This is a genomic window from Paenibacillus algicola, from assembly GCF_005577435.1.
Classification (GTDB): domain Bacteria; phylum Bacillota; class Bacilli; order Paenibacillales; family Paenibacillaceae; genus Paenibacillus_AQ; species Paenibacillus_AQ algicola.
On the sequence record NZ_CP040396.1, the window covers coordinates 3,087,812 to 3,100,992 of the forward strand.

Sequence of the window (13,181 nt, forward strand, 5' to 3'; positions counted from 1 at the left end):
ATCTTCAATTTTTTTATTTACTCTCTTACAAGTATCATTTAAGGTCATTAAGACGTTAAATTTTATCTGTAGCTGCGCCGTGCTTAGGCCAGTCATGGTGCTTCATTTCAGTTATGGTTACGCTTCTCTGTCCAGGAGCTCTGGATTGCGCAGGTACAATCTTCGGTAACGTTTCTCCAATCTCTACCATACGAGCTTGAAGACGTGCTCTCAACTCAGCTGTTACTGAATTGAAGGTTTCCAGGCCAATCAGATTGTTTAGTTCGTAAGGATCTGCCTGCAAATCGTATAGGAAAGCTTCCTCATAACAATCCGAACCAGCTCTTTCACTTCCATTCGTATTAGGATCAACGACACAATACTTCCATCGATCCGTTCGTATAGCTCTTCCGATCATAGACTCGCTGATCTGCACAAGCACCTCTTTCGGCCAATCTGCAATTCTTCGATACACAAGAGGAACTATAGACATCCCTTGCATATCTGAGGGCACTTTAATACCCACCGCATCTAGCAGTGTTGGCGGCAGGTCGACCAGACTGACGAGATCACGTATTTGGCCTCCCCCCATAAAGCCAGGGCCATAAATAGCAGTTGGCACTCGTATGGAGCTTTCGTGGCAGGATCTCTTGTATTCCCCATTCCGTGTTTTGAAGTGGTTACCATGATCTGATGTAAATAAAATGATGGTGTTTTCCAGCATATTCAGGCTTTTAAGTGCATCAAGCAAGCGCCCTAGGGCTTCATCCAAACGTTTTACCATCCCATAGTAACCACCCAAATGCTGATGTGCAGTGCCTCCGAGCGCAGCAAGATCTGGCGGCGTCCAGCGCGACGCGTACATCTCCTCCATACCGTCGGGAGCGGGATAATTATCCGAGTAATTCTGATGGTGAGGCTCTAGGTATGAGAGAAACAGAAAAAAAGGATTCTCCATCTCTTGCTGCTTCTGGATATAACGAACGGCCGCATCGGTCTGGGCATCTACCCGGTAGCCTGGAAACTTGACACGATTATTGTCGTTATTAAACAAAACAGCATCATAGGCGTCAGACACAAATTCCAGCAAATTTGCTCCCAGCCACTCCTCATAGCCTCCGCGTTCATGAACCGGCACCGGATCCTCGCTCCCCAGATGCCATTTGCCAATGTAGCTTGTATTGTAGCCAGCATCCTTGAAGTAATGAGCCATAGTTCTGGATTCAAGCGGCAATGGTATACCGTTCCGATAGCATCCTGTAGTGGTAGCATACTGACCCGTTTGGAGACAAGACCTCGCAGGACCACACACCGGCTGACAAGTAAACATGTTATATAAATGTGTACCTGCTCTTGCAATCCGATCAAAATTCGGAGTTAGCCCTAGAGGGTTTCCATGCACGCCCGTCGTATCAAAGCGTTGTTGGTCGGTGAAAAATACAATTACATTGGGTTGCTTCATCATTAACTCTCCTTTATTTGTGCTTAACCATCGCTACGGCCAATGTTTATTTTTTTCTGGTGACCATTCTTGACTTTTTCCCACAAAAGCACTTTGCGTATACTTAGCTCTCTACCACCTGCAAAACCACAGATTGGTATTCTACCGAGCTTGAACCCACCATAATTTTGAATTCTCCTGGTTCTACTACCGTTTCAAAATCTTCGTTTGTAAAACTAAGCATGGAAGGCTCAACCGTAAATGAAACCGATTTAGTTTCTCCAGGATGAAGAGTAACTCGTTTGAACCCTTTCAATTCTTTTATGGGTCTAGTCACGGAACTAACGACATCCGATACATATAATTGAACAATTTCGTCTCCCGATAACTCACCAATATTTGTCACATCTACAGTCACAGAGGTAGAACTTGATATAGAAATATTTTTTTCTGAAATTGTCAAGTTATCATACTGAAACGTGGTGTAACTCAAGCCCGTTCCAAATGCAAATAGCGGACCATCTTTTTGATCAAACAGATATTTTTTAAATAAACCTGTAGGCTTTTGAGAATAATAAACAGGTAGTTGTCCAACCGAACGCGGAAACGTAATCGGCAACTTCCCACTAGGATTCACCTTGCCAAATAAAACATCAGCAATTGCGTTGCCCGTTTCTTCCCCGAGATACCATCCTTCCAGGATAGCAGGTACATGCTCAGCAATGTAATTAATGGACAACGGTGTGCCATTTGTCAGAATGACGACTATAGGCGTACCTGTCTCGACAATCCTTCTTACCAGTTCGTTTTGGTCTCCAGCCAGATTCAAATCAGTCCGGTCTCCGCGATCGTCTCCAATAAAAATAGCCTCTCTACTCGTTAAAGTATTCCCTCCTACACATAAAACGGCTATATCAGATTCCTTGGCAATTCGAACCGCTTCCTCGATTAATTCTTTATTTTCCGCCATTGTACATAATTTAGGGTTATGTACTCGCTTATCAAGCTCAGATTCTCCGCTGATATCGGTTTCAAAAGTGATTTTGCAGCCTTGAGCAAATCTTATATCGATTTCACCTTCATATTTTTGCTTGATACTTTCCAGTATACTGATTCCCTTATTCGGAATTGTGCTATACGTGCCTGTACAGATCGGATCAGCGTTCGGCCCTATAACTGCTAATGTCTGAATATTTTGAGTGTTTAAAGGCAATAAATTGCCTTCATTTTTAAGCAATGTAATCGCCTTGTCTGCTGCTTCCTTTGCAATTTTTACATGGTCAGGACAATTAATAATCTGTTTGGCATGCTCGGGGTCCACATAAGGACGTTCAAATAAACCTAAATGAAATTTCAGCCGCAAAATTCTAGCCACAGCAATATCCAACACCGCTTCTAATTCGGGTTGTTCTGTTACGGCTTCAATGAGGTGGATATAACAGTATCCGCTCGGCAGGTCCATATCTAATCCCGCCTTCAAGGCCTTTATTGCAGCCTCTTTTTGATTATTTACAACATGAAATAATACATCAAGTCTGGAACTATCAGAATAATCTGAGACAACAATGCCCTCAAATCCCCATTCTTCCCTCAACAGCTCGGTTAATAAATACTTACTGCTGTGGCAGGGTACTCCATCAATTTCATTATGAGATGGCATCATGCCTAAGGCGCCAGCCTCTTCAACCACGGCTTTAAATGGAGGTAGGATTTGATCCTTCAACACCCTAGGGGGGATGTTACTAGGCGCAAAATTCCGCCCCCCATCGGATTGAGCGTATCCAGCAAAATGTTTAGGTGCTGCAATCACATGTTCCTGCAGTCCTTTTACAGCTGCTACGCCCATGCGAGTTACTAAATACGTATCCTCTCCGTACGTCTCTTCTGTTCTTCCCCAGCGTGGATCTCTCGCAAGATCAAGTACAGGTGTATGAGCTTCATGTCCTCCTCTTGCACTAGTTTCTTTACCAATCGCCGTAAACACTCGTTCTACAAGCTCTTGATCCCATGTGCTAGCCAACGCAATCGGTACAGGAAAACATGTAGCACCCTTGGCCAAATGCCCATGGAGACATTCTTCTTGAGCCATCACTGGAATTCCTAAACGAGTTTTATTTAAAAAATAGTTTTGCATTGCGGTTAACTTTTTAATTCTTGTTTCGATAGAATCTGTTTTGAATGCCATTTGAATAGCACCCGCTCCATGTTTGAAAATATCGTCTTCAAATTGCAGTTCTACCTCGTCATTATAATTCATCAGATTTTCTTCAAATAAATCTGGCAGCTTTCCAAGAGAAAGCGTTTGTGCCACTTTTTCTTTCAGGGTCATTCTAGACAACAAATCCTGAACCCGCTCCTCAACAGATAATGCTTGATTTTTATACGCTTCCAAGTGTTTATCCTCCCATAATATAAATCTTATTTGGATATCTGTTTAAAATTTAGCTTATATATGCGAACTTTTCATTTGATATTCTGTGATAATTATAGAAATATTATTATAATTATGTTGTCATATGCATGAACTCTTTAATATGGGAGGAAAAAAATGTCTATCAGTCTTGAAACTCTGCACGTTACGAATGAACAAGTAAATCCTCGAATACTCACATCCGTTTATTTCAATGGAACTCAGCGTGAAAAAGCTTCTCGTCTGAAGAATCGCCTAGTCTACGATTATGAGTTAGAGTTTTATACTGAAAGCGAAGGAGCAATTGATTTAAATGGCACTCTTTACCCTGTCAAAAAAAATGACGTGGTATTCAGAAGGCCAGGCGATCTCAACCAATCTATCATGCCTTATTCTTGCCACTTGGTTGTTTTTGACATGCTGAACAATACAGGTAAAGAGGACTGTGAGTATACTGTTGGAACAATTCAAGAAGTATCTCAGCCCTATTATATGAATCCCATACTGAATGCGATCCCAACTATACTCAGCCCTCCATTTGCGGAAAAGTATGAATATTGGTTTCAACGGATTTTTAATGAATTTATCAAACAAAATGCCGGCTCACACTTGTTGATAAAGTCTATTATTCTTCAAATCATTCATCAATTGCATGAGGATCATATTGTCCACCAATCAAGTAAGGATGTTCCCTCCTCAGCGCATTCAAAAATGATTAAGAATACAGTAACTTGTATCCAAGCTAACTTGGAAGAGTCTTGGAATTTGGCTAAACTAGCTCAGATTTCAGGAATGAGTACTTCTTATTTTCATTCCGTTTTTACTAAAGTGATGCAGCAAACCCCTAATCAATACATCAATGAGTTGAGGTTGGAGAAAGCAAAAAAAATGCTTCTTACTACAGATGCAAGTATATTGGATATTGCCATGCGATGTGGATTTGGTAGCAGTGCCTACTTCGGTTTCTTATTTAAGAAAAAAACAGGGGTTTCACCTATTCATTTCAGAAAAATATATAGCAACCCTTACTTTTAAGTTCTCAAACTCAAAACTACAATTTTTCACGAGCTTCGCAGACAGTTGTAGAGGTCGGCTGCCTGCACATTACATTCTGGCGTTAGAGGCCCTATCTTTTCGGAATTGCAGCGGAGTCATTCCTGTAATCATTTTGAATTGATGGACAAAATGGGAAGGGATAGGCCAACCTACTGATAAACCAATTTCAGATATCGAAAGCTGAGTAGTGGATAGTAACATGCAGGCTTCTTTAATCCGGCGAGCCAGGATGTAATTGGTAATCGTACTGCCGGTATCTCGTTTGAATAAATGTGAAATATGATATTTAGATAAATGTAATTCTTCAGCAATTGCTTCAAGTTTGAACGGTTCTGAGAAATGTTGTTCGACCCATTGAAGAATGTCCTCAGTATGTGTAGTCGTTCTCAAGGAATAAGAATTAAGTGATTCTGATTGGTTCAGCCCATCATAAAGAAACACCATTAGCTGCTGTAACAGTAAGGCTTGATATTCAAGCTTAAGATTACCGACCGATTCGGTAATCTTTTCTTTGTAGTAGCTAATGAGCGGCTCGATCGGCAATTGCTCAGAAAATGAAGGAAACACTTGTTTAGTTAATGAACCTTTCCAAATATATTGAAAAAAGCGGTCTATCTCATAAAACGATTGAAAGTAGCGATTAAATACTTCCGGATCGAAATGAATAGTGGAGCGTATATATGGGGTTTCCTTACTCAATTGTGCTTTGACATGATGCAATTGAAAAGGCTGGAATATGAATAAAGCGCCTTGTTCGATTTTATATACCTGTTGCTCTAATACAACAGTACCATCTCCTTGGTGAACATAAAGAAATTCCAAGCCTGGGTGGTAGTGAAAAAAACCTGTATAAGTATGGTCAGCCTGGACTTTAAAGTTCCCATGGAAGGGTCTGTCTAAAAAATTCATGACATGATGACCGTTCATTATAATGTCCCCTTCAGAATCGCAATATATCTATATATTATCACAATCAGCCTTAACAGATTTTTCATTTCCTTTGATAGTATTAAATGAAACCGATGCAAGGGAGTGTAAAATAATGTGGCAAAAAGCACTTGAAAACGCTATAGCCAAGACGAGAAGGAACATAGAACGATTTGGAGATCAGTTTCCTCATGTGAGTAAAGAGGATAAGTATCTTTTAAATCCCAACACAGATTGGACGAATGGCTTCTGGTCCGGTATTTTATGGCTGTGTTATGAGTATAGCGGTGATGAGATATTCAGAAATGCAGCAAGAAAAACAGTGGATAGCTTCAGAAATAGACTAGATCACCATATTAATCTTGATCATCATGACATTGGGTTTCTCTACTCCTTATCCTCAAAAGCACAATGGATGATTGAGAGGGATCCAAAGGCTAAAGAGCTTACCCTCGCAGCTGCTGATGTGTTTATGAAGCGCTGGAGACCAGAGATGGAAATTCTTCAAGCATGGGGTCCCGAAGGTAATGAGCAAAATGGAGGACGTATTATTATTGATTGTTTACTGAATCTTCCTTTGCTTTACTGGGCCTATGAGGTAACAGGTAACCAGCAGTATTTGGAAGCAGCAATATCGCAAGCGGATAAAACTAGACGTTTTATTGTAAGAGGCGATGACTCGTCTTATCATACATTTTATTTTAATCAAACGACAGGAGAGGCAATTCGAGGAGGAACACATCAAGGCTACGAGGATGGTTCTACTTGGACACGCGGTCAGGCTTGGGGAATTTACGGTTTTGTTCTATCCTATTACTATACCAAGAACCCATTGTACTTAGAAACCTCTGTTAGAATGGCTAAATACTTTATTGAAAGACTGCCAAAGGATCACGTGGTGTATTGGGACTTTGATGCGCCAGTCACACCGGACACAAAGCGAGACAGTTCAGCATCTGCAATTACCGTATGTGGACTGCACGAATTACTAAAATACCTGCCTGAGAATCACCCGGAAAAAGCATTTCTACAAGAAGGTATGGAAAAATCCATGCATGGCTTAGTTAAAAGCTATTCCACAATAAGTGAACCAGACGCACAAGGCTTAATAAAACGCGGTTCTTACAGCGTCAGGTCAGGGAATTCACCAGACGATTTCGTGATTTGGGGGGACTATTATTACCTCGAAGCCTTAATGCGCCTTGATAATGGGCATAAGGGGTATTGGTATGACCGACCACAAGGGATGAGTGAGTAAACGCGAAAAAACATTCATTTATAGTTGGAGGAATTCACTTGATTAAACCCAATGTTGTTATAATAATGGCTGACCAGCTTCGTTATGATTTACTCGGAGAACACACACCAAACATCAATCAAATAGCTTCGGAAAGTGTTGTTTTTAACAGAGCCTATTGTGCTTCACCTATTTGTGTCCCGGCCCGGGGTGCGTTTTTTACAGGGAAGTATCCAAACGAAACAGGCTGTTTAATCAACGGGTGGGAGCCGCTTGAAAGGCAACATGGTCAAGTTCAGGAAGGCATAGAAAATTTATATACATTAATGGAAGAGGTCTGGGACAGCTGGCATACAGGTAAGCAGCATCTTCATACGAAGGACCAATTTGACCTCAAACCTGAATCTCAAACCAAATGGGAGTCTCTAGAGCGACGTTATGATCAATACCTAAAAGAGCATGGCAAGAGAAAACCTGGTGGAAAAAAGTTTACGGCCCTTATCCCAGAGATGGTGGGAGGAACAACAACCAAATTAAGACGATACTCTATACCCACGGTAGGCTGTTATGAAGAAGGTTTTGATTATTTCTATGATGGTTTTATTACAAAGTGCAGTTTGGAAGCGTTACAAAATAGAGATCGCACAAGGCCTTTTTTGTTAAACGCTATGTTTTTGGCTCCACATCCACCACTAGAGATCCCGGACCCATGGTACTCCAAATTTCAAAATGTAGAGCTTCCATATAACGTGGGGCGCTGGTCTGCGAACCAATCCCCTCTGCAGATGTACAATTTAACCGGGGTGCTAGGTTCTCGCTATACAAGAGAAGACTGGAGTGAAATCTGGCCCGTGTACACAGGTCTGGTTTCACTATTAGATGATTGTGTGGGGACGATTATTGCAGAATTAAAAAGACAAAATTTATACGATAACACTTTAATTTTATTTACTAGCGATCATGGAGAAATGTTGGGCTCCCATGGATTATGGCAAAAAATGTGCATGTATGAGGAATCCGTTCGCACTCCGTTGTTCATAAAATTCCCTACATCCTATCAGCCTGGAATTAAATCCTCGGATGCGCTGGTTAGCTCGGTTGACGTTCTGCCAACACTATGTGAGTTTCTAGGTTTGAATACCCCTGACGACTTGTCAGGACATTCATTAATGTCCATTATTGAAGGTCATCAGGCAGACATTAGAGAAGAAGTAGTTATTCAATATGACGGAAACGGTTCTCGAGGGAATTATCAAAGATGTATAGTAACCAAAGAATTCAAATTGATCGTTGATCTCTTCAAAGATGAGCTGTTTATAGAGCTGTATGCAGCAGAGGATGAACAAGAGCAGTGTAACTTAGCATTTAATCCTCAATATAGAGTTATTCTTGAACAAATGCTAGAGACTCTTCGCAAACATATGGCAGAAACGAAGGATCTACTCCGTATTCCAGAGAATGCATTCGAATGCTTTCATGCTAAATATATAATGTTTCAGAATTCGGCTATAACAGAGATCTAAGTATACGTGCTTAAGGTAACCCAAGTTGGCGTAAAATAAGTTGTGTACCAGAATTTGTGGTCTAGCCAAACACAAAAAAAGCAGGGTATTCTCGGGGTTGCGATGCCACCAGAGAAAGGACCCTATCGATGACTAATATAACCGAAAACACGATGAATAATCTATTTGAAAATCTTGTCATGCAATTTGTACAGGATAACCTCGAGCGCATAATGCGCGCTGAAATTACAGCCTTTATGGAATCGGACGAGTCCTGCAGACACAATAGCCGCAATGGCTACTACAAGCGCTCCCTTCACACGAAATACGGCAACATCAAGGACCTGTCGGTTCCGCGAGATCGTAACGGCGAGTTCCAGACGCAAGTGTTCGAACCGTATCACGTCGTGACGGTTGGTTGGAGGAAGCCGTCATCCAAATGTACAAAAGCGGCATGGGCACCCGTGACGTCGTTCGCTTCATCGAGAGCATGTTCGGCAGCCACTATTCTCCGACGAAGGTAAGCAATATTACGGCAACTGTGCTTGAAGACATTCAGATCTGGCAGTCATGGGAGAGCCAACTGTCGACGCTGTTGACGTTCTACAAGTACCCCGAAGTACTGAAGAAGGCCATCTATACGTCGAACCCCATCGAGCGTATGAACAAGGAGTTTCGTAAGCGGCTCAAGCCAATGAACAGTTTAACGAATATGGATGCGGCCGAGAAAGTCGTCTACTTACAATGCATTGAGTACAACGATACGTATGCAGAACGCGTCACACCTGGATTCGGGATGACAGAGGTCAAAAAGAAGCTTGCTGAGATGTTAGATGAACGCTATCCGCTACCTTTGAGTAACCAGTAACGACCGCACAAACGTTGGGCTTTGTCCCCCACGAACAACACGGTCTCAACATTCAGACATCACTCATTTCCATCGTCCCGATGGATATCCTTACCGCCTTACATAAACTTATTGAGGCTACCTAACCTAATAACACATATGAATTTCCAAAGGTAAATTTATTGCTCCAACACAAAAACGCAGGGCTGCATAAGCACCCTGCGTCTTTGTATTCTGCACTCCCATCTTTCCATCTTTCCGGTAACACGTCCACATTGACCGCTAAATATCCTCTACCCACATTGAAGTTTCAAACGCAAGCTGCTCGCCTGGTCCAATGCCCCGAGCTCCTGTCATGTCCGCAGGATAGGGAAGGTTAAACGCATCGGTAAGGCAGGAGTAAGGCTCCAGGCAGATCGACTCCGACCAGTTAGGACGGAAGATCAGCAGATACGGAAAGGTCTCTCCGAACTGGTAAGCGATGGTGTACCCCTGCTCCTTAAGCTGAAGGCGGCATACCCGCTCTGGAAGCTGCTGAAGCTCCAGCATTGCGGAGCCGAGCGGGGTTATCTGATGCAGCGGCATCCCCTGACGCAGCTGCGCTGCAAGTGCTGTATCCTCTGGAGGTCCGGTCACAAAAGTAAAGCGGGTGATCGGCCACTCTCTCGCTGCCGGAGCTTGCAGCACCCCGTCTCCTTGCTCCAGCCTTGGAGTATAGAAGTAAGGGTGAAGCCCGAAGGCAAATGCAGCCTCATCCTTTCCCTCATTATGAATCGTACCGCCCATGTGCAGCTGCCCCTCCCGCAGTGAGAAGGTCATCCTGAAGCTTAACGGATGCGGGAAATAGGTCAGCATATCCTCATGATCGGCATAGCGAAAGGAAAGCACAATATAGGCTCCTTTATCATCAGAGCTCCCCCGCTCCACGACCTTCCACTCCCGGCGCGACAGCTCACCATGGAGATGTCGGTCGGGCTCCTCATTAATCGGCAGCTGATAAGTTCGGCCCTTGAATGTGAATCTGCCGTCCTGTACACGATTAGGTGGAAAAAGAATCGGAGTTCCGTACATGGTCTGACCCTCTTTTAGCTGCGCTACGGAATCCGGTGCCGCCAGGATCTCGCGCCCGTTAAGGTTTAACGAAATCAGGTTACCGCCGAGCTCCGGAACAAGCCGGGCCCGGTCTCCTAGCTGAGAGTCTCGAAGCTCCACGACAGAGCAGCCGTCCTGCTCAGCAAATACAATCTCATAACGATCCACACCACATCTTCCTCTCCAAGGGCTGAACCGTAAGGAACAGCATCTGCTGTCCTTCACCCTTCCCCAGCCACTGCTAAATTCATCTATTGTAGTATAGTAGCTGGAAAAAGGGCTGACAAGATGTTCCATAGGTCTTTAAATCTATAAAGACCCGCCAAATCTGGTCGCATACGCCTTAGCGTGTACGTTCTTGGCAGCGTTCACCATCGCTGCATACGGCACGTCAGCGACGTCCACAAAGCCTAGGTTGTAATTCTCGCCGTCCCAATGGCGGCCCAGCAATGGCTCATCCACATACTGGAACCAGTGTGTTCCAACAAAATATGGATTCTTCAGCGCTGCATTGACGTAGTTGGTAAACTTCTCGGCCCGGTTCTGCTGGCTGGATGCGGCCGATTCCGAATTCGGGCCGGTTCCGAATATGCCGCGGTCATTGGCTCCGAATGCAAATTCACCGACGATGGCCGGCTTGTTCAAGCTGCTGATGTCCATCCAGCTATGGCCGTTAACCGATTCTTTATACACGTTGTAGCTCACGACATCGACATACTCCGCTGCTGCTTCCTGAACCTCCTTACTGATGCCCCACTCGGCAAATCTCGCTCCCAGGTACAGCTTGTTCGGCAGCTTCTGGGTTAATTCAGCATCGACAATTGAGAAGTATTTGCGGGCAAGCAGCTTCAGCATTGCGGAATAATCCGGTACCATCCCATTTGAAATCTGTGCCGGCTTGAACGGTGCATTCATTGCCGTGAAGGAGGCAAAGGAGGTTCCCCATTTCGTATTCAAGGCGCCGATATTATTGTTGTATTTCGTTTGCAGATGTGCAATCATAGCGCGTTTGGCATGGCTTTTGGCATCAGATGCATTCATGGCGAGAATGTTGCTGATCAGCAAATATTTACTATCCGTCGTCGCCGGGCTGCCCCAAGGAATTTCATTGTCGATATACACGCCGATGACCCAAGGGTCCTGGGCCACGCCATAGGCGAGAATCTGGTTCTGAACCATATTTTTGACGCTGGTCGTAAACTGCGGATCGTACGGGTCCGCAACCGTTCCCCATTCGCCGCTCGGAATCGTGGCATGTGTGCCCACATTGGTCCAGCCATTAGCGACATACGCCATTTTATGCTGTGAGCCTTTGCCAAAATACAGTGACGGCTCCGACCAGTTGCCCAGAGAATTGAAGCCCCAGTTCTTAAAGCGGGCTACAGAGATATTCTTCCACTGGTTCACATAATCATTTCCATACTTGCGCTCCAGGTTGGCAGAGTAATGGTTAAAGAGCCAGCCCTCGGTTTGTCCCAAAGGCGGACTGCCCACGGAGGTCGTATAGCGGAAATGCTTCCCGAGCGAGCTGTTCTTCGCCGGAAGATCCTTGAACATGCTGTCTCTTCCAGAGATCCAGGTGTGCATATCATCGAGACGGACTACATCAAGGCCGGTAGAGAAGAATAAATAGCCTTCCGGATCCACAAGCGTCCACTTCCCGGCATGCTGTGTCACTCTGAAATGGCCGGTAGCCTGCAGCTTGGGACCATTCTTCCAGCCACCGTACTGACTGAGAACGGCAGGCGGAGCTCCGTTGAGAGCTGCTGCCTCTTGTGCCTTGTCATCCAAAAGGTCCTGATCCTTGGTCACTTTGTCGCCCCAGTTCACGGCTGTATACTGTCCGTACTTATCTGCGATGCCGTTCAAATAGCTGGGGTCGGTATTGGGATCCTTAATGACCTTCAAATTGTCCAGCACGAGCGCCGAGCTGGCAGAAGGGTATAATTGAAAGAATTGCATGGAAACGATATTGCTGCTGTTTATCGTCTTATCGCCCCAGGCGTATCCCATTTGGGCGCCCGCCGGATTCGGTGGAAGGAACCGCATCCCCAGATCCAGCACGTTCGGGCTAAGGCTCAGGAAATAATTTTTAGTACTCTTGGCCTTCGCCACCGCTTGCGTGACGATCGAGTCCTTCACGCCATCCGCCTGTGCACTGTCGTCCACACGTAAATAGAATGTAATATCCTTATCTGTTGGATTCGTCAGCTCAAACGCAATGGCATTGCCGGAGCCTACATTCCACGGCGTAGACGGGGAGAACTGAACCGACGGGAAATCCCCTGCCGCATAATTAATCCGCAGCGCCTTGGAGCCCGTCGTATTCGTGACCACCTGGAGTGTGGCATTACTGCCGGTCACGTACGCAGGGACCGCGCCATTATCGAAATTCAAGGTGGGGAACGGGACCGCTGCTTCTACAGTACCGGGACTGCTCAGTAAAGACCCTGTCAGAATCAGAGCCATCACGCCTGCAAGCATTTTTTTCATTAACCTTGCCTCCTCATATGGGTTTTATTGCCTCAATAACAACGAATAATCGGTCTCCTCCCTTCCATGGACTGTGTCCAGGAATATAATTCCTGCTTCATCAGATTACTTAATCCTCACTTCAAAAGAATATGAAAATCTTAACTTTATTCTATTAAAATACATATATGTTAATTATTGTTTATCAACAAAAAGAC

Annotated in this window: 8 protein-coding genes and 1 pseudogene; 4 read left to right on the forward strand and 5 right to left on the reverse strand. The window is 44.4% G+C overall.

From position 1 onward, the window contains the following. Positions 1-55: 55 nt before the first annotated feature. Both E6C60_RS14470 and E6C60_RS14475 read right to left on the reverse strand, forming a co-directional pair. Complete coding sequence (locus E6C60_RS14470; RefSeq protein ID WP_138226485.1) at positions 56-1,444, reverse strand: sulfatase family protein; 1,389 nt, start codon at positions 1,442-1,444, stop codon at positions 56-58. 100 nt (positions 1,445-1,544) lie between these two features. Beyond that, the gene (locus E6C60_RS14475) at positions 1,545-3,812 is read right to left on the reverse strand and encodes a glycoside hydrolase family 3 N-terminal domain-containing protein (RefSeq protein ID WP_138226486.1); all 2,268 of its coding nucleotides are present in this window, start codon (positions 3,810-3,812) and stop codon (positions 1,545-1,547) included. Positions 3,813-3,968: 156 nt separating this feature from the next. On the opposite strand from E6C60_RS14475, the gene E6C60_RS14480 reads away from it, so the two are divergent. Continuing rightward, positions 3,969-4,865: a helix-turn-helix domain-containing protein gene (locus E6C60_RS14480; RefSeq protein WP_138226487.1), complete on the forward strand. Its 897-nt coding sequence runs from the start codon at positions 3,969-3,971 to the stop codon at positions 4,863-4,865. 69 nt (positions 4,866-4,934) lie between these two features. Here E6C60_RS14480 and E6C60_RS14485 read toward each other — a convergent pair whose 3' ends face one another. Continuing rightward, the gene (locus tag E6C60_RS14485) at positions 4,935-5,813 is read right to left on the reverse strand and encodes an AraC family transcriptional regulator (protein WP_138226488.1); all 879 of its coding nucleotides are present in this window, start codon (positions 5,811-5,813) and stop codon (positions 4,935-4,937) included. A 115-nt stretch (positions 5,814-5,928) separates the two neighbouring features. On the opposite strand from E6C60_RS14485, the gene E6C60_RS14490 reads away from it, so the two are divergent. The 3 genes and pseudogenes from E6C60_RS14490 (at position 5,929) to E6C60_RS14500 (ending at position 9,420) form a co-directional block, all read left to right on the forward strand. Beyond that, positions 5,929-7,071, forward strand: coding sequence for a glycoside hydrolase family 88 protein (locus E6C60_RS14490; protein ID WP_138226489.1), 1,143 nt, complete (start codon positions 5,929-5,931; stop codon positions 7,069-7,071). Positions 7,072-7,109: 38 nt separating this feature from the next. Continuing rightward, positions 7,110-8,573, forward strand: a complete 1,464-nt coding sequence (locus tag E6C60_RS14495) for a sulfatase family protein (RefSeq protein WP_233281015.1) — start codon at positions 7,110-7,112, stop codon at positions 8,571-8,573. Positions 8,574-8,701: 128 nt separating this feature from the next. Next, positions 8,702-9,420: pseudogene (locus E6C60_RS14500) on the forward strand (transposase). Between the two features lie 261 nt (positions 9,421-9,681). Here the strand turns inward: E6C60_RS14500 and E6C60_RS14505 are convergent. Together E6C60_RS14505 and E6C60_RS14510 are read right to left on the reverse strand one after the other, a co-directional pair. Further along, the gene (locus E6C60_RS14505; protein ID WP_175415310.1) at positions 9,682-10,659 is read right to left on the reverse strand and encodes an aldose 1-epimerase; all 978 of its coding nucleotides are present in this window, start codon (positions 10,657-10,659) and stop codon (positions 9,682-9,684) included. A gap of 141 nt (positions 10,660-10,800) precedes the next feature. Further along, positions 10,801-12,984: a hypothetical protein gene (locus E6C60_RS14510; RefSeq protein ID WP_138226491.1), complete on the reverse strand. Its 2,184-nt coding sequence runs from the start codon at positions 12,982-12,984 to the stop codon at positions 10,801-10,803. Positions 12,985-13,181: the final 197 nt, after the last annotated feature.